This window comes from Actinacidiphila glaucinigra, from assembly GCF_900188405.1.
GTDB lineage: Bacteria > Actinomycetota > Actinomycetes > Streptomycetales > Streptomycetaceae > Actinacidiphila > Actinacidiphila glaucinigra.
The window spans coordinates 12,857-37,373 of the sequence record NZ_FZOF01000003.1 but is presented as its reverse complement, the minus strand read 5'-3'; the positions used below and the strand labels follow the sequence as shown (position 1 = coordinate 37,373).

Genomic DNA, 24,517 nt, shown 5'->3' with positions numbered 1-24,517 from the left:
TCGACCACGAACGACCCAGGGGCGGGCAGCATGAGCAGGACCGAGGACATGAGGGAGAGGCGGCGGATACGCGTCGCCGCCACGGTGGGGGCCGCCGCCGTCGCGCTGACCGCGACGGCGGGCTGCAGCGCCGCGCGTGACACGGCGGACGCGGTGGGCAGGACGGAGTCGATCGCCCAGATCCTCGCCCGTGTTACCACCACCACGGAGAAGGTCGGTTCGGCCAGGGTCGACGTCACCACCGACGTGGGGCAGGGCACCTCTGTCACGATGAAGGGCACCTACTCCTGGGGCAAGGGCCTCGCGTACGACGTCGTGATGGACACCTCGGCGGCGCAGATGCAGCCGCTCCAGGACGATCCGAAGGTGCGGGCGCTGATGGTGGACGGCGCCTACTACTACAACGTCGACCCGCAGCCCGCCGGCCCCCTCAAGGGCAAGCACTGGATGCGCGTCGACCTCTCCGCCGTCGTGGGTGCGGACAACGCCGACACGATGGTCAAGAACGCCGACCCGACGGCGGGGCTGCGCTCCATCGGGCTGACCAAGGACGTCAAGGACCTCGGCGAGCAGACGATCCGCGGCAGGGAGGCCCGCCACTACCGGGCCACCCTCGACAAGACCCGGCTCGGCGCCGCGGGGAAGGCGCTGTCCACCGCGGACGAGAACTCCCTCTTCCACTCCCTGGTCGGCACGGTCGACAAGGTCACGATCGACGTCTGGGTGGACGGCAAGGACCTGCCGGTCCGTGTGGTGCAGGTCATGGGCAAGATGAAGGTGTCCATGGACTTCCTCAGGTTCGGCGGCACCAAGGCCGTCGCCGCACCCCCGGCGTCCGACACGGCGGACCTCAGCAAGCAGTTCGAGGCAGCGGGCCAGGGCTGACGAACGGGACGACCGCCGAAGTCCCCTTCCACCGCCCCGGGTTGCGCCACCATGCAGGAGGATCCGGGGCGGCCTGCGGCCGCATGGGCGAGCAACGGGAGGCAGGGCATGGACGAGCGGTTCGCGGTGCTGGCGTGCGCGGGATCGTTCCTGGAGGAGGACGGCGACGACGTCCGGCTCCCGCACCGCTGGACGCCAGGCGGCGTCGGGGTGCGGTCGGCGTTCACCGGCGGCCACGTGCTGAACCTCGCGGTGGCGGCCTGCGTGCTCAACGACCTCTACCGGGAGGCCGCGGCCGGCGGGCTGGAACTGCGGGGCGTCCGGGTGCGCGCGGAGGGCGGCTTCGACACCGGCCCATGGCGTTCGACCGGCATCTTCTACACCGTCGAGATCGACAGCGACGCGCCCCGGGAACAGGTCGCGGCACTGATCGCGACCGTCGACGAGGTCGCCGAGATCCCGCGTGCCCTGCGCCAGGGCGCCGAGGTCACCCGCTCGGCGGGCTGAACGCGGCGCCGTCCGTCAGAGCCGCCGCGCCGTGCCGAATTCCGCCAGCCGTGCCGCGGCCGCGTCCCAGGCCCGGCCGTCGCCGGCCGGCTCGTACGTGCGCAGCGGCTGGGTGGCCGCGACCAGGGCGCGCATCGCCGCCAGGCCGTCGGGACCGTCGCCGACCGCGCCGTGGGCGCGGGCCTGGACGAGGATGTTGCCCAGGGCCGTGGCCTCGGTGGGGCCGGCGACGACCGGGAGGCCGGTGGCGTCGGCCGTGAACCGGCACAGCAGTTCGTTGCGGGAGCCGCCGCCCACGAGGTGGACGCGGTGGATGTCCCGGCCGGCGAGTTCGGCGGCCTCGCGCAGGGTGCGGCGGTGGGCCAGGGCGAGGCTCTCCAGGATGCAGCGGACGACCGCCCCGTGGGTCTCCGGGGGCCTCTGGCCGGTCCGGTGGCAGAAGGCGCGGATCCGGGCGGGCATGTCGCCGGGCGTCAGGAACACGGGGTCGTCCGGGTCGATGAGGGCCGCGAAGGGCTCCGCGGCGGCCGCCGCGGCGAGCAGTTCCCGCAGGGGCAGTCCCTCCCCCCGCTGCTCCCATGTGCGGCGGCACTCCTCCAGCAGCCACATGCCCATGATGTTGCGCAGGTAGCGGATGGTGCCGTCGATGCCGCGCTCGTTGGTGAAGTTGGCGAGCCGCGAGGCCTCCGTGAGCACCGGGGCGTCCAGTTCGAGACCCGCCAGCGACCAGGTGCCGCAGGAGATGTACGCGAAGTGCGGTCCGGTGGCCGGGACCGCGGCCACCGCGGAGGCGGTGTCGTGCGAGGCGACGGTGACGACGGTGGTGTCCGCCGGCAGCCCGGTGTACGCGGCCACGTGGGGCAGCAGCGTGCCGGCGTGGGTGCCCGGGCGGCGCAGCGGCGGCAGCAGGCCCCGCTCGATGCCGAGCCGGCCGAGGAGTTCCTCCGCCCAGGTCGCGGTGCGCGCGTCGAAGAGTCCGGTGGTGGAGGCGTTGGTCTCCTCGGCGCCGATGGCGCCGGTGAGCCAGTGGGTGAGCAGGTCGGGGATCATCAGCAGGGTCCGCGCGGCGGCGAACTGCGCGCCGTCGCGGGCTGCCGCCAGCTGGAAGACCGTATTGAAGGGCAGATGCTGCAACCCGGTGACCCCGTACAGCTCCTGCGGGCCGATGTCGTCCCTGACCCGGTCGGCGACGTGCTCCGTCCGGCTGTCGCGGTAGTGGTGGGGGATCCCGAGCAGGGCGCCGTCCGCGTCGAGCAGTCCGTAGTCGACGGCCCAGCTGTCGATGCCGACCGACGTGACGCCGTCCCCGGCCCGGGCCGCCAGGCGCAGGCCGTCCAGGCTCTCCCGGAACAGGGCGAGGACGTCCCAGTGCAGTCCGGTGGGCAGCCGGACGGGGGTGTTGGCGAAGCGGTGCACCTCGTCGAGGACGAGGTGGTCCGGGCCCACCCGGCCGAGGATGACGCGGCCGCTGGTGGCGCCGAGGTCGATGGCGGCGAATGGCACGTGGGCCCCTCGTGTTCTGGTCGTTCGGGTCGGAGCGACGGGTGCGGTCGGTGCGGCGCGGCCGCCGCGGGGGGTCGGTGGGTGGTACGGGTGCGGGGGAGCCGGCCGGCCGGCTCCCCCGCGCGGTGCGGCCGGTGTCAGCGCAGGAACGCCGCGGCCACGCCGGCGTCGACAGGGACGTGCAGACCCGTGGTGTGCGTCAGTTCGCCGCCGGTCAGGGCGAACACCGCGTTGGCGACGTGCTCGGGGAGCACCTCGCGCTTGAGGATGGTGCGCTGGGCGTAGAACTCGCCGAGCTTCTCCTCCGGCACCCCGTACGTCGCGGCGCGCTGCGCGCCCCAGCCCGAGGAGAAGATGCCCGAGCCGCGGACGACCCCGTCGGGGTTGACGCCGTTGACGCGGATGCCGTGCTCGCCGAGTTCGGCCGCCAGCAGCCGGACCTGGTGCGCCTGGTCGGCCTTGGTGGCGGAGTAGGCGATGTTGTTCGGGCCGGCGAAGACCGCGTTCTTGGAGGCGATGTAGACGATGTCACCGCCGAGCTTCTGCGCGATGAGCACGCGGGCCGCCTCGCGGGAGACGAGGAAGGAGCCGCGGGCCATGATGTCGTGCTGGAGGTCCCAGTCGCGTGCGGTGGTCTCCAGCAGCGGCTTGGAGATGGAGATGCCCGCGTTGTTGACCACCAGGTCCACGCCGCCGAAGGCCAGCAGGGCCTCGTCGAAGGCGGCGCGGATGGCCTCCTCGCCGGTGACGTCCACGGTGACCGCGACCGCGCGGTCCGGGCCGCCCAGCTCCTCGGCGACGGCCCGGGCGTTCTCCTCGTTCAGGTCGGCGACGACCACGCAGGCGCCCTCCGCCACGAGGCGGTGCGCGATGGCCTTGCCGATGCCCGAACCGGCCCCGGTGACCAGGGCGATGCGGGTGGCCAGCGGCTTGGGCTTCGGCATCCGCTGGAGCTTGGCCTCCTCCAGCGCCCAGTACTCGATGCGGAACTTCTCCGCCTCGTTGATCGGGGCGTAGGCGGAGACGGCCTCGGCGCCGCGCATCACGTTGATCGCGTTGACGTAGAACTCGCCCGCGACGCGCGCGGTCTGCTTGTCCTTGCCGTAGCTGAACATGCCGACGCCGGGAACGAGGACGATCGCCGGGTCCGCGCCGCGGATGGCGGGGGAGTCCTCGGTGGCGTGCCGGTCGTAGTAGGCCTGGTAGTCGGCGCGGTAGGCGGCGTGCAGCTCCTCCAGGCGGGCCACCGCGTCCTCGAGCGGCGCCGTCGGGGGCAGGTCGAGGACGAGCGGGCGGACCTTGGTGCGCAGGAAGTGGTCCGGGCAGGAGGTGCCGAGCGCGGCCAGCCGGGGGTGCTCGGCGTGCGCGAGGAAGTCCAGGACGGGCGCGGAGTCGGTGAAGTGGCCGACCTGAGGACGGTCCTGGGAGGAGATCGCCCGCAGGACCGGGGCGAGGGCGGCGGCCCGGGCCCGGCGCTCGGCCTCCGGCAGCGGCTCCCAGCCGGCCAGCGGCGCGCCGAACGGGTCCTGCCTGCCCTGGCGCTCCAGGAACTCCTCGGCGGTGCGGATGATCCACAGGGCGTTGCGCTCGCACTCCTCGGAGGTCTCGCCCCAGGCGGTGATGCCGTGACCGCCCAGGATCACCCCGACGGCCTGCGGGTTGGCCTCTTTGATGGCGGCGATGTCGAGGCCCAGCTGGAAGCCGGGACGGCGCCACGGGACCCAGGCGACCTTGTCGCCGAAGCACTCCTGGGTGAGCTTCTCGCCGTCCGCGGCGCAGGCCAGCGCGATGCCCGAGTCGGGGTGCAGATGGTCGACGTGGGCGGCGTCGACGAGCCCGTGCATGGCCGTGTCGATGGACGGGGCGGCGCCGCCCTTGCCGTGCAGGCAGTAGTCGAACGCCGCGACCATCTCGTCCTCGCGCTCGGGGCCCGGATAGACGGCGGTCAGGGCGCGCAGCCGGTCCAGGCGCAGCACGGCGAGGCCGGCCTCGGTGAGCGTGCCCAGGTCACCGCCCGAGCCCTTGACCCACATCAGGTCCACGGCGCCGCCGGTGACGGGGTCGGTGGCGGTGGCCTTGGCGGAGGCGTTGCCCCCGGCGTAGTTGGTGTTGCGCGGGTCGGCGCCCAGGCGGTGGGCGCGCTCCAGCAGTGCGGCGACTTCCGGATGGGTGGCGGGTGCCATGGGGTGTCCTTCGGGAGGGGAGGAACGAGGAGGAGCGGGACGGCGGTGCCTACGCGCCCCAGCCGGCCTGGGTGCCGCCGACGCGGTCGGCGACGATGTGCTCCTGCCAGCCGGAGGCGCGGTAGGCGGCGACGGGGTCGGGGGCCAGGCCCCGCTCCTCGCGCACCTCTCGCAGCAGCGGGCGCACGTCGGTGTTGTACGCGTCCATCAGGGCGGCGTTGGCGGCGAGGACGTCACCGGAGCGCTGCGCCTCGCCGAGGGCGTCGAGGTCCACCAGGAGTGCCTTGGCGGTGGCCTCCTGGACGTTCATCACCGAGCGGATGACCGCGGGGATCTTGGCCTCGATGTTGTGGCACTGGTCGAGCATGAAGGCCACGCCGGTCTCCGCCTCGAGGCCGCGGTTCTTGGCGACCTCGTGCAGGATCCGGAAGAGCTGGAAGGGGTCGGCGGCGCCGACCATCAGGTCGTCGTCGGCGTAGAAGCGGGAGTTGAAGTCGAACCCGCCGAGCTTCCCCTGGCTCAGCAGGAAGGCGACGATGAACTCGATGTTGGTGCCTGGCGCGTGGTGGCCGGTGTCGACGACGACCTGCGCCTTGGGGCCGAGCTTGAGGCAGTGGGCGTAGGCGGTGCCCCAGTCCGGGACGTCGGTGGTGTAGAACGCCGGCTCGAAGAGCTTGTACTCCAGCAGCATCCGCTGGTCGTCGCCGAGACGCTCGTAGACCTCGGCCAGGGCCTCGGCGAGACGCTCCTGACGGCCCACGATGTCGTCCTGGCCGGGGTAGTTGGTGCCGTCGGAGAACCAGAGCTTGAGGTCGCTCGAACCGGTGGCGTCCATGATGTCGACGCACTCCAGCAGGTGGTCCGTGGCCTTGCGGCGGACCCGCGGGTCGGGGTGGCAGACGCTGCCGAGCTTGTAGTCGTCGTCCTGGAAGACGTTGGAGTTGATCGCGCCGAGCTCCAGGCCGCGCTCCTTGGCGTGGGCGCCGAGCGCGGTGTAGTCGTCCACCCGGTCCCAGGGGATGTGCAGGGCCACCTTGGGGGCGACGCCGGTGAACTCGTGCACCTTGGCCGCGTCGTCGAGCTTCTCGTACGGGTCACGGGGCACCCCGGCCTGGGCGAAGACCTTGAAACGGGTGCCGGAATTGCCGTAACCCCAGGACGGCGTCTCGATCCGCTGGGCTGTGAGTGCGGCCTTGACGGCTGCGATGTCAGGCATGTCCACCTCGGATGGCTCGGTGAATCGGCTCAGTGAACCGGCTTCCAGTGAATCGATTCATTCGGCTGTGAAGCTATCCACGTCCACCGCTGGTCGTCAAGGGGTCTGCCGGTCCGGATCCCCGTTATTGAATCGTGTCATCCGCCCTACGGAAGCGCGTTGTTGCTGTTCGTGCGGTGTTGTCAGGGCTGTTACCTGCGAGTTTCGCGAGGGTGCAGGTCAGGAGGGGGAGGCGGCAGCTCTTGACGCCTTCGCGGGGCGGGGCTAGCTTCCCGGCAACTCCGTTGAAACATTTCATAGCAGGAGGGCGCAATGACGCACCCCGAACCGGAGACCACTCCGGTGCTCGCGCTCGAGGGGGTGAGCAAGTCCTTCGGTGCCGTTCGCGCTCTGCGCGGTGTATCGCTCCGGCTCCACGCCGGCGAGGCCCATGCCCTGGCGGGCGAGAACGGCGCCGGCAAGTCGACACTGATCAAGACCCTCGCGGGTGTGCACCGCCCGGACACCGGCACGGTGCTGCTCGACGGCCGGCCCGTGGAGTTCCACGGCCCGGGGGACGCCCGTGACGCGGGGGTCGCCGTCATCTACCAGGAGCCCACGCTCTTCCCCGACCTGTCGGTGGCCGAGAACATCTTCGTCGGCCGGCAGCCGCGCCGTTCGCTCGGCAGGGTCGACCACAAGGCCGTGCGCGAGGCCGCGGCCGAGCTCTTCCGCCGCCTCGGCGTGGACCTCGACCCGGAGCAGCCGGCCCGCGGACTGTCCATCGCCGACCAGCAGTTGGTGGAGATCGCCAAGGCGCTCTCCTTCGACGCCCGCGTCCTGATCATGGACGAGCCGACCGCCGCGCTCACCGGCAGCGAGGTCGCCCGGCTCTTCGGCGTCGTCAAGTCCCTGCGCGAGCAGGGCGCCGCGGTGCTCTTCATCTCCCACCGCCTCGAGGAGATCTTCGCCCTCTGCCAGCGGGTCACCACCCTGCGGGACGGCGCGTGGATCGCCAGCGAGCCCCTCGACGGGCTCACCGAGGACGACCTGGTGCGCCGCATGGTCGGCCGCGACCTGGACGAGCTCTACCCCAAGCAGGACGCCGAGATCGGCGAGGTCGCCCTCAGCGTGCGCCGGCTCACCCGCGAAGGCGTCTTCACCGACGTCTCCTTCGAGGTGCGCCGCGGCGAGATCGTGGGCCTGGCCGGCCTCGTCGGCGCCGGGCGCAGCGAGGTCGCCCGGGCCGTCTTCGGCGTGGACCGCCGGGACGCCGGCGAGGTCGTCGTCGACGGCAAGCCGCTGCGCGGCGGCGCGCCCAGCCTGGCCATGGCCGCGGGGATCGCGCTGGTCCCCGAGGACCGCCGGGCCCAGGGCCTGGTGATGGACATGTCCATCGAGCGCAACATCGGCCTGACCGGCTTCGCCGCCACCACCAAGGGCGGCCTGATGAGCCGTGGCGCCGAGCGCAGCCGCGCCCTGGACTGGGCCGTGCGGCTCCAGGTGAAGTACGCCCGGCTGGCCGACGTCGTCGGCACCCTCTCGGGCGGCAACCAGCAGAAGGTCGTCCTCGCCAAGTGGCTCGCCACGGCGCCCGGGGTGCTGATCGTCGACGAGCCCACGCGCGGCATCGACGTCGGCACCAAGGCCGAGGTGCACCGGCTGCTGTCGCGGCTCGCGTCCGAGGGCGTGGCCGTACTGATGATCTCCTCCGACCTGCCGGAGATCCTCGGCATGGCGGACCGCGTCCTGGTGATGCACGAGGGACGACTGACGGCCGAGATCCCCCGGTCGGAGGCGACCGAGGAATCCGTGATGGCGGCGGCGACCGGCCGCGTGAGGAGGGCGGCGTGACCGTGACCGCCGACACCCCGCAGCAGATCGCCGCGGACGAACCGACCGCGTCCCGCCGCTTCCTGGACCGGGTGCTGAAACTGCGGGCGCTCGCCGTGCTCGCCGTGCTCCTTGTCATGCTGGCCGCGACGCAGATCTACAACAGCGAGTTCCTCTCCCAGCAGGGCGTCAAGGACCTCCTGCTGAACGCCACCATCCTCGTGCTGGTCGCCGTCGGCCAGGCCATGGTCGTCATCACCCGCAACGTCGACCTGTCGGTCGGCTCGGTGCTCGGCATCTCGGCCTTCGCGGCCGGCACCTACCTGCACGGCGGCGGCAACCCGCTCCTCGCCGTGCTCATCGCGGTCGGACTCGGCGTGCTCTTCGGCCTGCTGAACGGCCTGCTGGTGAGCCTCGGTCAGGTCCCCGCGCTCGTGGTGACCCTGGGCACGCTCTACATCATCCGCGGCATCGACTCCATCTGGGTCGGCTCCCGCCAGATCACCGCGAACGACCTGCCGGCGAGCTTCGTCGACTTCGGCCACGACGGCCTGTCGGTGATCCCCTACCTCGCGCTGCTGACGCTCGCGGTGCTGGTCGCCGCCGGCTACTACCTGCGCAGCTACCGCGGCGGCCGCGACCTGTACGCGCTGGGCTCCAGCCCCGAGGCCGCAAGGCTGGCCGGCGTACCGGTCCGCAAGCGGATCCTCACCGCGTACGTCGTGTGCGGGGCGCTCGCCGGACTCGCCGGCGCGCTCTACCTCGCCCGGTTCGGCAACGTCGACTCCGGCACCGGCAACGGCTACGAACTGACCGTCGTCAGCGCCGTGGTGGTCGGCGGCGTCGCCTTCACCGGCGGCTCCGGCACCGTGTACGGCGCAGCGCTCGGCGCCCTGCTGCTGACCTCCATCAACAGCGTCCTGCCCTCCATCGGCGTCAGCTCGGTGTGGGTGCTGGCCATCGACGGAGTCCTGCTCCTGCTCGCCATCGCCGTCGACCGGATCGTGGCGCTGCGGGTGGCCGGCGTCCTCCGCAAGCGGGCCGCACAGATGAGGAGTGCCCACCATGCCTGAGACCACCAAGGCCCCCGCCCCGCTCGCCCGCCTCGGCGGCGCGGTGCGCTGGGACACCGCGGTCGGCGCCCTGCTCGTCGTCCTGCTGATCTGCTCCTTCTCCTTCGTGGAGAACTTCGGCAACGCCCTGAACGTGTCCTTCCTGATCGGCAACACCCTGCCGATCGCGCTCATCGCGCTGCCGATGACCATGCTCGTCGTCTCCGGTGAGATCGACCTGTCCGTCGGTTCGACCGCCGGCCTGTCCGGCGCCGTGATGGGCGCGCTGTGGAACGGGGGCATGGCGATCGAGACGATCATCCCGATCTGCCTGCTCCTCGGCGCCCTGTGCGGCCTGGTCAACGGCCTGCTGGTGACCCGGCTCGGCCTGCCCTCGCTCGCCGTCACCATCGGCACGCTCGCCGCCTACCGCGGCATCGCGCAGATCGTGCTGGGCGCGGACTCCGTCACCGACTTCCCGCAGCAGTACCTCGACTTCGGCGCCGGCCGGATCGACGGTACCTTCATCCCGTACGCGGCCATCCCCTTCGCCGTGCTCCTGCTGATCGCCGTCCTGGTGCTGCACGCGACCCCCGTCGGGCGCTCCCTGTTCGCCGTCGGCGCCTCGGAGGAGGCGGCCCGGTTCGCGGGAGTGCGCGTGCGGCGGCTGAAGCTGGCGATGTTCGTGACGACCGGCCTGATCTCCTCCCTCACCGGGGTCTTCTGGGCGCTGCACTACGCCAGCGCCCGCTACGACAACGCCACCGGCCTCGAGCTGTCCGTCATCGCGGGCGTCCTGCTCGGCGGCATCGACTTCGACGGCGGCAAGGGCACCCTGGGCGGCGCGATCGCCGGTGTGTTCCTGCTCGGCGCGGGCCAGAACGTCATGAGCCTGCTCAACGTCTCGGCCCAGTCCCAGATCGTCGTCACCGGAGTGCTCCTGGTGATCTCCGTCCTCGCCCCGAGGATCGGCCGCCAGGTCTCGCAGGCCAGGGCGCGCAGGAGGTCGGCCGACAAGGCCCCGGCCGCGCTCGCCGCCTCGTGAACCCCCACCTCCCCCCGCACACGTCACACGGCACCACAACCCCCCGCACCACCTCCCGTCCTCACTCCGGCGCCCGCACCGGCAGCGAAAGGATCACCATGTCCAGAACCCTCACCCGTCGAGCCACCGTCGTCGTCGCCGTGACCGCGGCCGTCGCGCTCGGCGCCACGGCCTGCGGCGGCACCACCAAGAACTCCTCCAAGGACAGCGGCGGCGGCGCCAAGGCGACCGCGTCGGCCGACCCCAACGCGGCGACCAAGAAGGGCCTGACCGTCGCCTTCCTGCCCAAGCAGGTCAACAACCCGTACTTCACCATCGCCGACGGCGGCGGCAAGCAGGCCCTGGACGCGCTGGGCTCCTCCTACAAGGAGGTCGGCACCAGCAGCGGCACCGACACCGCCGGCCAGGTGAGCTACGTCAACACCCTGACCCAGCAGCAGGTCGACGCGATCGCCGTCTCCGCGCAGGACCCGGGCGCGCTGTGCACCTCGCTGAACCAGGCCCGCAAGAACGGCATCAAGGTCGTCACCTACGACTCGGACACCAAGCCCGAGTGCCGCGACCTGTTCGTCTCGCAGGCCAGCTCCGAGGACCTGGGCCGCACCGAGGTGCAGCTGCTGGCCGAGCAGATCGGCTACAAGGGCGAGATCGCGATCCTCTCGGCGGCGCAGACCGCCACGAACCAGAACACCTGGATCGACTTCATGAAGGACGAGCTCAAGGACCCCAAGTACAAGGACGTCAAGCTGGTCAAGGTCGCCTACGGCAACGACGACGCCCAGCAGTCCTTCCAGCAGACCCAGGGCCTGCTCCAGCAGTACCCCAACCTGAAGGGCATCATCTCCCCGACCACGGTCGGCATCAAGGCGGCCGCCCAGTACCTGGCGGGCTCCAAGTACAAGGGCAAGGTCAAGCTGACCGGCCTCGGCACGCCCAACGACATGCGCGCCTACGTCAAGAACGGCACCGTCGACGCCTTCGAGCTGTGGGACCCGGCCAAGCTCGGCTCGCTCGCGTCGTACGCCGCGGTCGCCCTGGCCTCCGGCCAGATCTCCGGCGCCGAGGGCCAGAGCTTCAAGGCCGGTGACATGGGCAGCTACACCATCGGCAAGGACGGCGTCGTGGTGCTCGGCAAGCCGACCGTGTTCACCAAGGACAACATCGACCAGTTCAAGTTCTGAGAGCCCGGGCGTGGCGGAGAAGGGCCGCACGGTGGGGATCAAGGACGTCGCCCGTGAGGCGGGGGTGTCCGTGGGCACGGTCTCCAATGTGATCAACCGGCCGGACGCGGTCCCCGAGGCGACCCGGGTCCGTGTACAGCGCGCCATCGCCCGGCTGGGGTACGTACGCAGCGAGTCCGCCCGGCAGTTGCGGGCGGGCCGCAGCAGGATCATGGCCCTGCTCGTGCTCGACATGGGCAACCCGTTCTTCGTCGACGTGGCACGCGGCGCGGAACGGGCGGCCCGGGAGGCCGGGCTCGGCGTGATGGTCTGCAACAGCGCGCAGAACCCGCAGGAGGAGGCCGCGTACCTGTCGCTCTTCGCGGAGCAGCGGGTGCGCGGGGTGCTGGTGACGCCGGCCGACGCCGACGGCGGCAACCTCGCCGCGTTCCGGCGGCACCGCATCCCCTTCGTCCTCGTCGACCGGGTCGCGGCGGGCACCTCCGAGTGCTCGGTGTCCGTCGACGACGTGGCCGGCGGCCGTATGGCCGTGGGCCACCTGGCGGCCGCCGGGCACCGGAGGATCGCGTACGTCTCCGGGCCCGGGCACCTGCAGCAGGTCCGGGACCGGCGCGTGGGCGCCCTCGCGGCCCTGGAGGAGGCCGGACTGCCGCCGGAGACCCTGCGCGAACTGCCCACCGAGCGGCTGGACGTCGCGGCCGGACGGGACGCCGGCCACCGGCTGCTCGGCCTCCCGGAACGGCCGACCGCCGTGTTCTGCGCCAACGACCTGCTCGCCCTCGGGGTGCTGCAGGCGCTGTACGCGGCGGGGGTGGACGTCCCCGGCGAGATGGCCATCGTCGGCTACGACGACATCGAGTTCGCGGCCGCGGCGGCGGTGCCGCTCACCTCCGTGCGGCAGCCCGCCGCGAGCATGGGCGCGCTGGCCGCCGGGATGCTGCTGGAGGAGACCGGGCCGCAGGCCCGGGAGCACCGGCACCGGCGGGTCGTGCTCCAGCCGGAACTGGTGGTCCGCGACTCCAGCCTGATCAGGCGCTGAGCCGCGCCCGGCCGGGTGCCGTTCCGGGCCGGGTCGCGGTGCGGCGCTGGCTTCGGCTGCCCGGCCGCTGATCTGCGCGCACGTGCGTACGGGGACGGGACCGGGCACGGGTTCAGGAGCACGGGCGCCGGTGGGTCGTGCTCCAGTCCGGTTTGGTGGTCCGCGACTTCGGCCTGATCAGGCGCTGAGCCCGTCCGGGCAGCCGGTGGCGGCGCGGGTCTCCGCGTCGCCGCGGCCACCGGCCTGATCAGGTGCCGGGTCGATCCGGCGGGTCTGGGGCTCCGGTCGTGGTGCGGCCCGTGAGGTGCTGGTTTTGGCCGCGCGGCCGCTGATCTGCGTGCACGTGCGTACGGGGACGGGACCGGGCACGGGTTCGGGAGCACCGGCGCCGGTGGGGGTCTCCGCTTCGCCGGGGCCACCGGCCTGATCAGGCGCCGGGCCGGTGCGGGCGGCCGGCGGCCGTGCGGCCCATGGTCAGCGCGAGTTTGCGCAGCCGCCGCCAATCCGTGCGGACACCCGTCGCCGGCACTCCGGGGCGGCTGCGCGGCACCCGGACGCGCAGCGCGCCGGGGCGTACGCGGCAGCGCACGGGGGTGGGCAGCACGAGGGCCTCGCCGTCCACGCCCGCGTCGATCTCGGCGGCGTCGGCGGTGGTCAGCACCTCCCGGGCCGTCGCCACGGTCAGCCCGGAGGCCACCCGGGGGCCCATCAGCAGTCCGGCGGCCTGGGCCGCGTTGTCGACCTTGACGCCCAGCACCCCCAGCAGACCGGTGTCGAGACGGTCCCGGCGGCCGAGCCCGGCCGGGTCGTCGGTCCGGTACGGGTTGTTGCTCACCAGTACGGCCTGCGGCTCGTCGATGACGGCGTCCCCGGCCGTCGCCGTCAGCCGGGGCCCGGCGCGGTGCGTGAGCAGGTCGGGCAGAAGCTCCAGGATGGTGCCGACCTTGTCGTCGCGGTACGCCGGGCTCTGCACGACGGCCGCGTAGGCGCCGAACGAGACGTTGTTGACGAAGGGCCGGTCGCCGACGTAGCCGAGGTCGACCCGGAGCTCCACGCCGTCCCTGAGCGCGTCCAGGCAGGCCGCGGGGTCGGCGCGGTCCAGACCCAGGTCCATGGCGAAGTGGTTGCGGGTGCCCGCGCAGATCACCAGGAACGGCAGTCCCCGCTCGGCCGCCACCCCGGCCACCAGTGCCTGCGTGCCGTCCCCGCCGGCCACCCCGAGCAGGTCGGCGCCCTCGTCCGCGGCCCGCCGGGCGAGCTCGGCGACGTCCTGCGGATGGTCGGGGTCGAGCAGCACGACCCGGGCGCCGAGCGCCTCCGCCTTCTCCTTCAGCCCGAATTCGCCGACCTTGCCGCCGCCTGAGCGCGGGTTCATGATCAGGAACGGCCGCCGTGGCCGGGCCGCGATCCGCTCCCTCAGCCGCGCCTCGTGGGCCCGGGTGGCGCGCACCGCGCTGCGTCCGGCGGCGACGGCCAGCGCCCACAGGCCGAGCGAGGTGACCACGACCCACAGCAGATTGGCCCGGTCGTAGTAGGCGAGGACGACCAGCGGGGTCGCAGCGGTCAGCAGCACGGCCAGCGCCCGCACCACACCGCGGCGGGTCAGCACCCACCACGCCCCCGCCGCCGTCAGCGCGGTGCCGCCCAGCGCGGCGCCCACCAGTGCGATGCTGCGCAGTCCGGCGACCACCAGCGGCAGCGCCACGGCCGCCCCCGCCGCGGTCAGGGCCAGGCGGGCCAGCCAGCGCTGCGCGACGTGCCTGCGGGAGAGCGGCTCCATGCCTCGACAGTGCCACCCCACGGCCCCGGCCCGCCATCCCGGCCGTTCCCCCGGGTGGCGATCCGGCCTCCGTTCCCGGGTGCTACGGTCCCGGGCATCCGGCGGCGGACCTCACGCACCGTCACCGTAAGCCGACGCAAACACCGCCGACGGACGAGAACCTGCTGTGGGCGGTGGAGACACCGGCGATCTCGTTCGGCAGACGCGCCTACAGCGTCCGGGAGTTCCTCGACGAAGTGGGGGAGGGCGGTGGCCGGGGACTCCCCGGGGCCGGGCAAACGCCCCGACGGCGCGTTCGAGCTTCGCGACACGTACGGCCAGTTCGTGGACACCGTGCTCACCGCCCGTGAGCTGACCTCGATCGTCGCCACCCTGGCGGCGACGATCGAGGCCGGCTGACCGGCGGCCCGCCCGGGGCGGGCGCCGGAGCGTCAGGTCGTGCAGCGCAGCACGCCCGCGGCCTGTTTGGCGGTCAGCACGCGGCGCACGCTGTTCGAGACCAGCGTCCGTACCTTCGGTTCGTGGCGCATGGCGTAGCGGATGCCCTCGGCCATCGTGGGGATGCCCTTGGGGGAGACAGTGAGGGTGAGGTCGCCGCCGGCGCGCAGGAAGGAGAGGGCGCGCTGGCCGAGCGCCGTGGACTGGGCGGAGGCCGCCTTGCCGAGGTCGTCGGAGATGATGACGCCCTTGAAGCCCAGGTCGCGGCGGAGGGTCTGATCGACGATCACCGACGAGAACACGGCCTTGTGCTTCGGGTCGATGCGCTTGTACGTGGCCAGTGACACCATCACCAGCCCCGCGCCCGCGGAGATCCCCGCGCGGAAGGGCGCGATGTTGCTGCCGGTGCGGGTCAGCGTCGTGTCCGTCACCGAGGCGGTCGTGTCGGTGTTGCCCTTGACGCTGCCGAGGCCGGGGAAGTGCTTGGGTGTGGTCAGCACCCCGGCCGTCTTCGAGCCCTGGACGTACGCCGTGACGTGCGGGGACACCACGCCCGACGTCGAGCCGAACTGGCGGCCGTAGCGGCCGATGGGGGCGTTCGCGGTGCCGATCGAGGTGGGGACGATGTCGGCGACGGGAGCCAGGTTGACGTTGACGCCCGCCTTCTTCAGCTCCTTCGCCCAGGTCTCCGCGCGCGAGCGCAGCGTGGCGGTGGACCAGGTGCCCTGGGTCTTGCCGCTGGGGATCGTGGAGAAGCCGGTGCCCTTGAGGACCTGCACCTGGCCGCCCTCCTGGTCCGTGGAGACCAGCAGGCCGATCCGCTGTCCCGCCACCGTCACCCCCAGCGACTTCTGCAGCCCGTCCACCAGGGACCGGGTCTTCGTCACCCCGGAGGTGCTGCGGCCCGCGAGGAACACCGACCCGACGGCGTACGACCGCATCGCGTCCAGGTCCGCCTTCGGCGGCGTGGGCAGCTGGGCAGCGCCCATGAAGAGCTGGCCCACGCGCTGCGTGTCGTTCATCGCCGCCAGGACCCGGTCCACACAGGACGCCTTCGGGGCGGTGGTGGCCGCGGGCCGTCCCGTGGCGACCATGGATTCCGGGGAGGACGGCGAGCCCTGGCAGGCGGCGAGGGCCATCGTCGTGGCCAGCAGGGCGAGGGACACGCGGCGGGAGGTGCGGGCATACGAGGTCACCCGTGCAGCGAATATCCTGATTGTCCTCTCTGTCAATCGGAGCGGGACGCCGGGGGAGGGGTCATGACGAGCCGTTATGTCGCCGTGGTGGGGCCGGCCGAGGCCACCGGGCGGGAGCGCGAGGACGCCCGCAGGGTGGGCGAACTCCTGGCCCGGCGCGGCGCCGTCGTCGTCTGCGGCGGGCTCGGCGGGGTGATGGGCGCGGCGTCCGAGGGGGCCCGCGCGCAGGGCGGGACCACTGTCGGACTCCTCCCGGGCCGGGACCGCCGGGCGGGTGACCCCTCGCTCACCGTGGCGATCGCCACCGGCCTCGGCGAACTCCGCAACGGCCTCGTCGTCGCAGCGGCCGACGCCGTGGTGGCGGTCGGCGGCAGCTGGGGCACGCTGAGCGAGGTGGCGCTCGCCCTGCGGACCGGCAAGCCGGTCGTCGTGGTCGGCGGCTGGGACGTGCGGGGGCCCGGACCTGGGGAGACGTTCCTGCGGGCGGCCTCCGCCGAGGAGGCCGTCGACGCCGTGGAGGCCGCGCTCGCGGAGTCCTCCCCGGAGGGCTGAGCGACCGGGGAGGACATGCTCGGGTCAGACCGCGATGGTCTTCAGCTCGGTGTAGTGGGCCAGCCCCGCCGCACCGAACTCGCGGCCGACGCCGCTCGCCTTGAAGCCGCCGAAGGGGGCCGCCATGTCGGGAGAGGCGCCGTTGACGTTGAAGGTCCCGGTACGCACCCGCCGGGCGATCTCCAGGCCGTGCTCCCGGTCCGCCGTCCACACCCCGCCGCCCAGCCCGTACGGGGAGTCGTTGGCGATGCGGACGGCCTCGTCCTCGTCGTCGAAGGGGATCACGACCAGCACCGGCCCGAAGATCTCCTCCCGGGCGATCCGCATCGCGTTGTCGACATCGGCGAAGACGGTGGGACGCACGTAGTGCCCGCCCTCCAGGCCCTGGGGGATCCCGGGGCCGCCCGTCACCAGCCGCGCGCCCTCCCGCACGCCCAGCTCGACGTACGAGCGGACCCGCTCCGCCTGGTCGGCGCGGACCATCGGGCCGAGGAAGGTGGCCGGGTCCGCGGGGTCGCCCACCGCGAGGCCCTCGGCGAGCGCGGCGACCGCCGCGACGACCTCCTCGTAGCGGCTGCGCGGGGCCAGGATGCGGGTCTGCGCGACGCACGCCTCGGAGTTGTTGCCGAAGGAGGCGTACTTCAGGCCCGCCACGACCTGGTCGAGGTCGGCGTCCTCCAGGACGATCGCGGCGGACTTGCCGCCCAGCTCCAGGGTGACGCGCTTGAAGGTCTCCGCCGCGGCGCCCGCGATGGCGCGGCCAGCCGTGGTGGAGCCGGTGAAGGCGACCTTGTCGACCCCGGGATGCGCGACCAGGTGGGCGCCGGCCTCGCGGCCGCCGGGCAGGATGCTCACCACCCCGTCGGGGAAGCCCGCCTCGGCGAAGAGCTCCCCGAGCAGCAGTCCGTCCAGCGCGGTCTCGGGGGACGGCTTGAGCACCACCGTGCAGCCGGCGAGCAGCGCCGGGACCAGCTTGGCCAGCGCCGACTGGTGCGGCGCGTTCCACGGGATCACCGCGGCCACCACACCGACCGGCTCCCGCCGCACCACCGTCTCGCCGCCCCCGGCGGCCGGGCGGCGCTCCTCCCACGCGAGCTCGCCCGCGGCCCGCAGATACCCCTGGGTCTGCACGGACACGGCCGGCTGCAGCATCGAGGTGAACCAGTGGGGGGAGCCGTTCTCGGCCGTGATCAGCGCGGCGATCTCGGCGGCCCGGGCCAGGTGCAGCTCGTCGAACCGGGCCACGGCCCGTATCCGCTCCTCGGGGGCCATGCGCGGCCACGGCCCCTCGTCGAAGGCGGCGCGGGCCGCGGCCACGGCCCGGTCGACGTCGGCCGGGCCGGCCTGGGCGGCCCGGCCGACCAGGGAGCCGTCGTGGGGTGAGCGGACCTCGATCAGGTCCGGTGCGGAAGGGGCGGTCCACCGGCCGCCGATGAAGAGCCGGTCATACGTGATCATCAGGAATCCTCGGGTCGTTCACGGAGGGGATCGGGGCCGGCACGGCGCGTACCGGCCGCCGGCGACGGCTCCACGCTCCGCCCGGCGCCACGGGGGCGGCCAGGGACGGAGTGTCCCTGGGACTGGCCGTACCAGGCACGCGCAGCGTCCGGTGCCGAGAATGGGCACATGCCTTCCGCCGACCGCCCGCACCGCCCCGACAAAGCGCTCGGCGACTTCCTGCGCGCCCAGCGGGGCGCGGTCGACGTCGGACGGCTCGGTCTGCCGGACGACGGACGGCATCGCCGCGTCCCCGGGCTGCGCCGCGAGGAACTCGCCGAGCGTGCCCACGTGAGCGTCGACTACGTGGTGCGCCTGGAGCAGGGCCGTACCCGCCGGGTCTCCCAAGCCGTGCTGGAATCACTCGCCGACGCCCTCGAACTGGCCCCGGACGAGCGGGCCTACCTGTTCGCCATCGCCGACGTCACCCAGCCGAAGGCGTCCCGCCCGGCCCCCGCGCAACGGGTGCTGCCGCAGATCCAGCAACTGCTGGACGGCATGCGCGACGTCCCGGCGATGGTCCTGGGCCGCCGGCAGGACGTCCTGGCGTGGAACGCCCCCGCCGCGGCGCTCCTGACCGACTTCGCCGCCCTGCCGCCCGAGCACCGCAACGTCATCCGGCTCACCTTCCTCGATCCCGCCTACCGGGCGCTGTACGGGGAGGAGTGGGCCGGCATCGCCCGCGAGTGCGTGGCCTCCCTGCGGATGGAGGCGGGCCGCTACCCCGAGGACCCCGCGCTCGCCGCCCTCGTGGGCGAACTCAGCGTCAAGGACGCCGACTTCCGCAGCTGGTGGGGAAGCCACCGGGTACGCGGGGCCAGGCCGCGCAGCAAGACCTACCAGCACCCCTTGGTCGGGCCCCTCACGCTGGACGTCCAGCAGTTGACCGTCGAGGGCCAGACCGGCCAGTCGCTCATCACCTACACCGCCCGGCCCGGCACCCCCTCGGCGGAGGCGCTGCGCTTCCTTCTGCAGTGGTCGGCGTCCGGCGCGCCCGAGGGTGATGCCGCGGGGCGGCGTGCCGCGGGCGAGGCGGAGCGGCGGGACGGCTGACGGCTCTCCGCGTGCGGCGGCCCGCGCCGCCGCCGCGCACCGGGCCGACCCCACAGGTTCCGGTCCGGGGCGTGCGGTGGGCCGCTGAACCCCCGCGCCGCGCAGGGAGTGGGCCGCTGAACCCCCGCGCCGTGCAAGGTGTGTGCCGCGGTGCCCCGCCTTCGGCACGGCGTCGCCGCCGACGTCTGCCCCCGACCGCTCCCGCCCGACCGGCGACGTACCGGCGCGCCGGATCGTCGGGGCCCTCCGTCATCCGCGCCTCGGGGCCGGCCGGCCCCGCCGGTTGGGGGTGTTTCGTACCGGCAGCGGGGGGTTCGCCGTGCCCTGGTGGGGGTCGTCGCCGGTTGCCCGAAGCGCCGTGTCGCCGTTGGGACATGTCGCAGCTGTGACAGCCGATAACCGGTGACACCTCCCCGGCATCGGCAGATTCTGGCGGACAGCGCGTGACCCGGAGCTGTACGAAAGGTGTTTGGGTGATGGCAAGGTTCCGCCTCACAGCGGCGATATCGACAGTGCTGGTGGTGACACTCGGAGGCACCACGGCCGCCTCCGCGGGGACCGCACCGGACGGACCGGCGCGATCCGCCGACCGTACCGGGACGTCCTCCGCCACCGTACGGCTGGTGACCGGCGACCGGGTGACGGTGACGTCGCTGCCCGGTGGGCGGCACACCGCCTCGGTCCAGCCCGGACCCGGCCGTGAGGGCATCCCCTTCCGCACGCTGGAGACCGACGGCAAGTCCCTGACCGTCATACCGTTCGACGCCGAGGCGCTGGTGTCCACGGGCACCCTGGACCGGCGGCTGTTCGACGTGACGGCGCTGATCGCCGCGGGCTTCGACGAGGCGCACACCTCCACGCTGCCGCTGATCGTCTCCTCGCGGCCCGAGGCGACCCGGGCACGCGTCACCGCGCAGGCGGCGAAGACCGCCGAGGCGACCGCCGACCGGCTGGTGGCGCTGCGCGCGGACAAGACGGCCTCGCGCACCCTGGAGAGCATCGACGCCCGCTCCCTCCGGGTCGACGGCGACGAACTCGGCGCCTTCTGGAAGACGCTGAACCCCGGTGGGAGCTCGGACGCCGCCCGGGCCGCGGTGACCCCGCGGGTCTCGCTGGACGGCAAGGTCAAGGCGGTGCTGGACCGCAGCACCGCGCAGATCAACGCGCCCGCCGCGTGGAAGGCCGGGTACGAGGGCCAGGGTGTGAAGGTCGCGGTGCTGGACACCGGCGTCGACGCGAACCACCCCGATCTCGCGGGGCGGATCGCGGAGGCCAGGAACTTCTCCGACAGCACGAACACTGACGACCACTTCGGGCACGGCACGCACGTCGCCTCCATCGTCGGGGGCACCGGCGCGGCGTCGGCGGGGACCCGGCGCGGTGTGGCGCCGAAGGCGGACCTGCTGGTCGGCAAGGTGCTCGGTGACGAGGGCTCCGGGTCGGAGTCGCAGGTCATCGACGGTATGGAGTGGGCGGCGGGCGAGCACGCCAAGGTCGTCAACATGAGCCTCGGTGCGGACATGCAGACCGATGGCACCGACCCGATGAGCCAGGCCGTCAACACCCTGACCGCGTCGACGGACACGCTGTTCGTCATCGCCGCGGGCAACGCCGGCCCGGGGCCGTCCACCGTCGGATCGCCGGGCGCGGCCGACGCGGCGCTCACCGTCGGCGCCGTCGACCGGGACGACTCCCTCGCCTCCTTCTCCAGCCGCGGCCCGCGCTTCGGCGACGGCGCCGTCAAGCCCGACGTGACCGCCCCGGGGGTGGGCATCGTGGCCGCCCGTGCCGCGGGCACCACCATGGGCGACCCGGTCGACGCGAACTACGTCGCCGCCTCGGGCACGTCGATGGCGACTCCGCACGTCGCGGGTGCCGCGGCGCTGCTGGCGCAGCAGCACCCGGGCTGGGGCGCGCAGCAGATCAAGGACGCGCTGATCAGCACTTCGCGCACGGTGCCCGGCACCAAGGTGACCGAGCAGGGCGGCGGCCGCATCGACCTGGCCACCGCCACCGGCCCGATCACCGCGACCGGCACGGTCGTGCTGCCCCCGGTCCAGAACGGCGGAAAGGCGGGGCGGCAGCAGGCGGCCACCGTGCGCTACACCAACACCGGTGACAAGACGGTCGATCTGAAGCTGGCCGTCAAGCTGTCCACCGGAACCGGGCGCGCGCTGCCCGACGGGGTCGTCACCCTCGGCTCCGGCACCGTGAGCATCGCGCCCGGTGCCACCGCCGACGTCCCGCTGAGCACCGACGCGGCCCACGCCGCGCGCGGGAAGTACTACGGCTACGTCACCGCCGCGGCGGCCGACGGCACCGTTGTCGCCCACACCACCGTCAGCCTCAACGTGCACGCCCCCAAGCACAAGTTGACCGTGGTCGCCCGCGACGCCGACGGCAAGGTCATCGAGGGCGCGGCGCCGACGATCTGGGGCGCCGACGGGTTCGTGGCGTACAGCGCCGTCGAGCCCGGCGTCGCCGAGGTCGAGGAGGGCACCTACCAGCTCAGCTTCGGGACGCTGGACAGGGCCGCCGACGGCCAGGAGCTCCGCGAGGTGGTCAACCCGGAGGTGAAGGTCACCAAGGACACCACGGTGACGCTCGACGCCTCCAAGGTCACCGAGGTGAAGATCCGCACGCCCCGGCCCGCCGAGCAGCGCGGCATCCTCAGCTACCAGACGTACCGGAAGATCGACGGCAACGGCCTGATCCAGGGCGTGATGTTCTTCGACATCGCCAAGCGGCTCTACGTCAGCCCCACCGCGCGCGTCACCGACGGCGACTTCGAGTACGCCTCGCGCTGGCAGCTGGTCGCCCCGCAACTGCGGGCGAAGGTCTCCGGCACGTCGCCGGCCTTCACCCCGTACTACGTGCCCGCCTCCCCGGCCTTCGACGACAAGGGCGCCAAGCTGACCGCCGTCGACGCCGGCACCGGCACCGCGGCCGAGCTGAAGAAGGCCGGCGTCCGCGGGAAACTGGCCGTCGTCCGCTGGCACTTCACCGACGACCGGGAGCTCGCCGCGGCGGCCAAGGCGGCCGGGGCCAAGGCGCTGATGCTGGTCGTGGAGGACGGCTTCTACCCCTGGACGCGCTGGAGCCCGACCGGTGACCGGATGGCCGTGCCCACCATGCGCGCCGGCTCGGCGGAGGGCACCGCGCTCCTCAAGCACATCAACAAGCGGACCACCACGGTGGAGTTCTCCGGCACGGTGCGCAGCCCGTACCTGTACGACGTGATGCAGGTGTCCAAGGGCTTCGTCCCGAAGAACCTGGTGCACACCGTCTCCGAGCGCGAGAGCGCCGTGGTCCGCAGCACCTACACCCGTACCGGTGCCTCGCAGTGGGCGAGTGAGCAGCGCTTCGGGTGGCGTCCGTACCAGGACACCGCCTGGAACCAGTACAGCCGTGAGGTGCCGACGGGCCTTGAGCGTGTGGAGTACGTGACCGGCGGGGACACCCTGTGGCGCCACACCGTGCACCACAACGTCGTGTTCGGCATGGACACCCCGCTCGGGGCGGGCATGCAGAACGTGCCGCGCACCTACCGGCCCGGTCAGAAGGCCACGGAGCGCTGGTTCGGGGCCGTGGTCCGTCCGTCGATCCCGCGCGGCGCGGCCTGGCCGTCGGTGCGCAACGGCAACACCCTGTCCCTCTTCGTTCCGGAGTTCAACGACTCCGGCACCGGCCACTATTCGTTCTATGAGCTCAACGGCTTCGGTGGGGGCATCGGGACCGGCACGGCCCGTGCCGGCGCCGCAGCGCCGGTGGACGACACCGCCACCGCGGTGCTCTACCGCGACGGGAAGCGGATCGCCGAGTCCGACCAGGGCGCCTGGGGCAACTTCGAGGTGCCCGCGGGCGACGCCCGGTACCGGCTGGACCTGACCACCGCCCGCACCTCGGACGACTGGCGGTTCGGCACCGGCACCCGCACCTCGTGGACGTTCCGCTCGGGCACCGCGGCGCAGCCGACGGCGCTGCCCCTGCTGCAGGTCGACTACACGGTGCCGGTCGACGCCCGCAACGCGGTGGGTCCCGCCCGCCGCCACACCCTGGGCCTGAACGTGCGGATGCAGGACGGCGTGGCCGCGCCGCGCGGGGTGACCGTGCGGGTCGAGACGTCCTACGACGACGGGCGGACCTGGACCCGGGCCGCCACGGCCCGCAAGGGTGGCGGTTTCACCGCCGCCGTGGAGCGTCCGTCGCGGGTACGCGGCGACGCCTATGTGACGCTGCGCGTGACCGCGACCGACGCGGCGGGCAACAGCGTCCGGCAGACGGTGGACCGTGCGTATCTGCACAGCGGCGCACGGAACTCCGGAGGACGGTGACGGTGGGGCGTCACCGTTGACACAGCGGCGGGTGCAGGGGAGTGTGGGCCCCGGCACCCGCCGCGCCATGGTCACGAAACATTCCCCGGGTATATTCCGGTCTTTAACGATATGTGCGGCTCATGCGCCTGGTGCGCATGCCGTGCGGACCCGTCCCGGACCGGAGGAATGCGGCATGCTCGAGGTGGCTGGCCTCACCGCGGTCGAGGAGACCGTCTACCGGCTTCTGGTCGCCACCGCCACCGCCTCGGCGGACGAGGTCGCCGCCCAGACGGGCCTGCCACCCGGGCAGACGGAGGGCGTCCTCACCTCCCTCGCCACCAAGGGGCTGGCCAGCCCCACCGACGGCCTCCCCCGCCAGTACGCGGCGACACCGCCCGACGTGGCCCTGCTGCCGCGGCTGCAACGCCAGGCCGACTCCCTCGACAAGGCCCGCACCGCGGTCACCGACCTGCTGGAGAGCTACCGCAGCACCGCGCGCCGCCAGGACGCCGGTCAGCTCATCGAGGTCATCACCGGCAGCGAGGCGCTGCGCCAGAACCTGCGGCAGATGCAGGAGAACGCACGCCACGAGGTGCTCTGGTTCTGCAAGGCCCAGTACGTCGCCATGCCCTCGGGGAGCAACCGCGCCGAGTACGACGCGCTGGCCCGCGGCGTGCGCTACCGGGTCCTGTACGAGCGGGCGTTCTTCGACGACGACGGGGCCATCGACAACGTCGTCGAGGGGGTCCAGGCCGGGGAGATGGCCCGCTCCGTGCCCCATCTGCCGCTGCGGCTCGCGGTCGCCGACCGCAGCATCGCCATCTGTCCCCTGGTCCCCGGCGGCCCGCACGGCAGCCCGAACGAACCGACCGCGGCGCTGCTGCGCGACAGCAGCCTCCTGGGGGCGCTGACCGCGCTGTTCGAACGCTACTGGGAGGATGCGGTCCCGCTGCACGTCAGCGCCTCCGGTGCGGTGAGCGGCGCCGACGGCGCCGACGAATCCGACCCGCTGAGCGAGACCGACCGCCGGCTGCTGTCGCTGCTCGTCGCGGGCGTCGCGGACAAGGCCATCGCCAGCCAGATGGGCCTGAGCCGGCGCACCGTCCAGCGCCACATCCAGCACATGATGACGCTCGCCGGCGCCGCGACCCGCATGCAGCTCGCATGGCAGGCGGCCCGCCGCGGCTGGCTCTGAGCAGGGTGCGGGAGGGCCCGGGGGCGTAGGGTGAGAGGGGCGTGAGTGCCCGAGGCCCCGGAGCGTT

18 protein-coding genes are annotated in these 24,517 nt (G+C 73.1%); 12 read left to right on the top strand and 6 right to left on the bottom strand.

The features are described from left to right. Positions 1-30 precede the first annotated feature (30 nt). Positions 31-885, top strand: coding sequence for a hypothetical protein (locus CHF15_RS06910; protein ID WP_245938708.1), 855 nt, complete (start codon positions 31-33; stop codon positions 883-885). A gap of 108 nt (positions 886-993) precedes the next feature. Continuing rightward, positions 994-1,392 (top strand): OsmC family protein, encoded by a 399-nt coding sequence (locus tag CHF15_RS06905; protein ID WP_089222746.1) that lies wholly within the window; start codon positions 994-996, stop codon positions 1,390-1,392. Positions 1,393-1,407: 15 nt separating this feature from the next. On the opposite strand, the gene CHF15_RS06900 is transcribed toward CHF15_RS06905, so the two are convergent. From CHF15_RS06900 to rhaI, 3 genes are all read right to left on the bottom strand, one after another. Continuing rightward, positions 1,408-2,895, bottom strand: coding sequence for a rhamnulokinase (locus CHF15_RS06900; protein WP_089222745.1), 1,488 nt, complete (start codon positions 2,893-2,895; stop codon positions 1,408-1,410). 137 nt (positions 2,896-3,032) lie between these two features. Beyond that, on the bottom strand, positions 3,033-5,078 hold the full coding sequence (locus tag CHF15_RS06895; protein WP_089222744.1) for a bifunctional aldolase/short-chain dehydrogenase: 2,046 nt from the start codon (positions 5,076-5,078) through the stop codon (positions 3,033-3,035). Between the two features lie 49 nt (positions 5,079-5,127). Continuing rightward, positions 5,128-6,294 carry an L-rhamnose isomerase gene (gene rhaI / locus CHF15_RS06890; protein ID WP_089223106.1) on the bottom strand — a complete coding sequence of 389 codons (1,167 nt, stop codon included), beginning with the start codon at positions 6,292-6,294 and terminating at the stop codon, positions 5,128-5,130. A gap of 312 nt (positions 6,295-6,606) precedes the next feature. Between rhaI and CHF15_RS06885 the strand changes: the two genes are divergently transcribed. From CHF15_RS06885 to CHF15_RS06865, 5 genes are all read left to right on the top strand, one after another. After that, on the top strand, positions 6,607-8,127 hold the full coding sequence (locus CHF15_RS06885; RefSeq protein ID WP_089222743.1) for a sugar ABC transporter ATP-binding protein: 1,521 nt from the start codon (positions 6,607-6,609) through the stop codon (positions 8,125-8,127). Continuing rightward, positions 8,124-9,179 (top strand): ABC transporter permease, encoded by a 1,056-nt coding sequence (locus CHF15_RS06880; protein ID WP_089222742.1) that lies wholly within the window; start codon positions 8,124-8,126, stop codon positions 9,177-9,179. The genes CHF15_RS06885 and CHF15_RS06880 overlap by 4 nt, the downstream gene beginning before the upstream one ends. Beyond that, the gene (locus tag CHF15_RS06875) at positions 9,172-10,203 is read left to right on the top strand and encodes an ABC transporter permease (RefSeq protein ID WP_089222741.1); all 1,032 of its coding nucleotides are present in this window, start codon (positions 9,172-9,174) and stop codon (positions 10,201-10,203) included. The genes CHF15_RS06880 and CHF15_RS06875 overlap by 8 nt, the downstream gene beginning before the upstream one ends. A gap of 98 nt (positions 10,204-10,301) precedes the next feature. Then, a complete protein-coding gene (rhaS, locus tag CHF15_RS06870; protein ID WP_089222740.1) occupies positions 10,302-11,384 on the top strand; it encodes a rhamnose ABC transporter substrate-binding protein in 1,083 nt (360 codons plus the stop codon). Positions 11,385-11,394: 10 nt separating this feature from the next. Continuing rightward, complete coding sequence (locus CHF15_RS06865; protein ID WP_089222739.1) at positions 11,395-12,423, top strand: LacI family DNA-binding transcriptional regulator; 1,029 nt, start codon at positions 11,395-11,397, stop codon at positions 12,421-12,423. A gap of 427 nt (positions 12,424-12,850) precedes the next feature. On the opposite strand, the gene CHF15_RS06860 is transcribed toward CHF15_RS06865, so the two are convergent. After that, a complete protein-coding gene (locus CHF15_RS06860; protein WP_089222738.1) occupies positions 12,851-14,203 on the bottom strand; it encodes a diacylglycerol kinase family protein in 1,353 nt (450 codons plus the stop codon). Between the two features lie 249 nt (positions 14,204-14,452). Between CHF15_RS06860 and CHF15_RS44745 the strand changes: the two genes are divergently transcribed. After that, complete coding sequence (locus CHF15_RS44745; RefSeq protein ID WP_179279686.1) at positions 14,453-14,602, top strand: hypothetical protein; 150 nt, start codon at positions 14,453-14,455, stop codon at positions 14,600-14,602. Between the two features lie 32 nt (positions 14,603-14,634). On the opposite strand, the gene CHF15_RS06855 is transcribed toward CHF15_RS44745, so the two are convergent. Beyond that, entirely contained in the window at positions 14,635-15,837 is a 1,203-nt protein-coding gene (locus CHF15_RS06855; protein WP_245938707.1) for a glycoside hydrolase family 3 N-terminal domain-containing protein, read from the bottom strand. A gap of 63 nt (positions 15,838-15,900) precedes the next feature. Between CHF15_RS06855 and CHF15_RS06850 the strand changes: the two genes are divergently transcribed. Continuing rightward, positions 15,901-16,389: a TIGR00725 family protein gene (locus tag CHF15_RS06850; RefSeq protein ID WP_089222737.1), complete on the top strand. Its 489-nt coding sequence runs from the start codon at positions 15,901-15,903 to the stop codon at positions 16,387-16,389. Between the two features lie 24 nt (positions 16,390-16,413). Here CHF15_RS06850 and CHF15_RS06845 read toward each other — a convergent pair whose 3' ends face one another. Next, complete coding sequence (locus CHF15_RS06845; protein WP_089222736.1) at positions 16,414-17,847, bottom strand: aldehyde dehydrogenase; 1,434 nt, start codon at positions 17,845-17,847, stop codon at positions 16,414-16,416. Between the two features lie 168 nt (positions 17,848-18,015). Between CHF15_RS06845 and CHF15_RS06840 the strand changes: the two genes are divergently transcribed. The 3 genes from CHF15_RS06840 (at position 18,016) to CHF15_RS06830 (ending at position 24,450) form a co-directional block, all read left to right on the top strand. Next, positions 18,016-18,939 (top strand): helix-turn-helix domain-containing protein, encoded by a 924-nt coding sequence (locus CHF15_RS06840; protein ID WP_089222735.1) that lies wholly within the window; start codon positions 18,016-18,018, stop codon positions 18,937-18,939. Between the two features lie 476 nt (positions 18,940-19,415). Beyond that, positions 19,416-23,273, top strand: coding sequence for a S8 family peptidase (locus tag CHF15_RS06835; RefSeq protein WP_179279685.1), 3,858 nt, complete (start codon positions 19,416-19,418; stop codon positions 23,271-23,273). A 175-nt stretch (positions 23,274-23,448) separates the two neighbouring features. After that, on the top strand, positions 23,449-24,450 hold the full coding sequence (locus CHF15_RS06830) for a helix-turn-helix domain-containing protein (protein WP_089222733.1): 1,002 nt from the start codon (positions 23,449-23,451) through the stop codon (positions 24,448-24,450). The last annotated feature ends 67 nt before the right edge of the window (positions 24,451-24,517 follow it).

Excerpts from the sequence above, each read along its gene's own strand:
- CHF15_RS06910 (WP_245938708.1), top strand. The coding sequence starts at position 31 with ATGAGCAGGACCGAGGACATGAGGGAGAGGCGGCGGATACGCGTCGCC.
- CHF15_RS06905 (WP_089222746.1), top strand. The coding sequence starts at position 994 with ATGGACGAGCGGTTCGCGGTGCTGGCGTGCGCGGGATCGTTCCTGGAG.
- CHF15_RS06895 (WP_089222744.1), bottom strand. The coding sequence starts at position 5,078 with ATGGCACCCGCCACCCATCCGGAAGTCGCCGCACTGCTGGAGCGCGCC.
- rhaI (WP_089223106.1), bottom strand. The coding sequence starts at position 6,294 with ATGCCTGACATCGCAGCCGTCAAGGCCGCACTCACAGCCCAGCGGATC.
- CHF15_RS06885 (WP_089222743.1), top strand. The coding sequence starts at position 6,607 with ATGACGCACCCCGAACCGGAGACCACTCCGGTGCTCGCGCTCGAGGGG.
- CHF15_RS06875 (WP_089222741.1), top strand. The coding sequence starts at position 9,172 with ATGCCTGAGACCACCAAGGCCCCCGCCCCGCTCGCCCGCCTCGGCGGC.
- rhaS (WP_089222740.1), top strand. The coding sequence starts at position 10,302 with ATGTCCAGAACCCTCACCCGTCGAGCCACCGTCGTCGTCGCCGTGACC.
- CHF15_RS06860 (WP_089222738.1), bottom strand. The coding sequence starts at position 14,203 with ATGGAGCCGCTCTCCCGCAGGCACGTCGCGCAGCGCTGGCTGGCCCGC.
- CHF15_RS06850 (WP_089222737.1), top strand. The coding sequence starts at position 15,901 with ATGACGAGCCGTTATGTCGCCGTGGTGGGGCCGGCCGAGGCCACCGGG.
- CHF15_RS06845 (WP_089222736.1), bottom strand. The coding sequence starts at position 17,847 with ATGATCACGTATGACCGGCTCTTCATCGGCGGCCGGTGGACCGCCCCT.
- CHF15_RS06840 (WP_089222735.1), top strand. The coding sequence starts at position 18,016 with ATGCCTTCCGCCGACCGCCCGCACCGCCCCGACAAAGCGCTCGGCGAC.
- CHF15_RS06835 (WP_179279685.1), top strand. The coding sequence starts at position 19,416 with ATGGCAAGGTTCCGCCTCACAGCGGCGATATCGACAGTGCTGGTGGTG.
- CHF15_RS06830 (WP_089222733.1), top strand. The coding sequence starts at position 23,449 with ATGCTCGAGGTGGCTGGCCTCACCGCGGTCGAGGAGACCGTCTACCGG.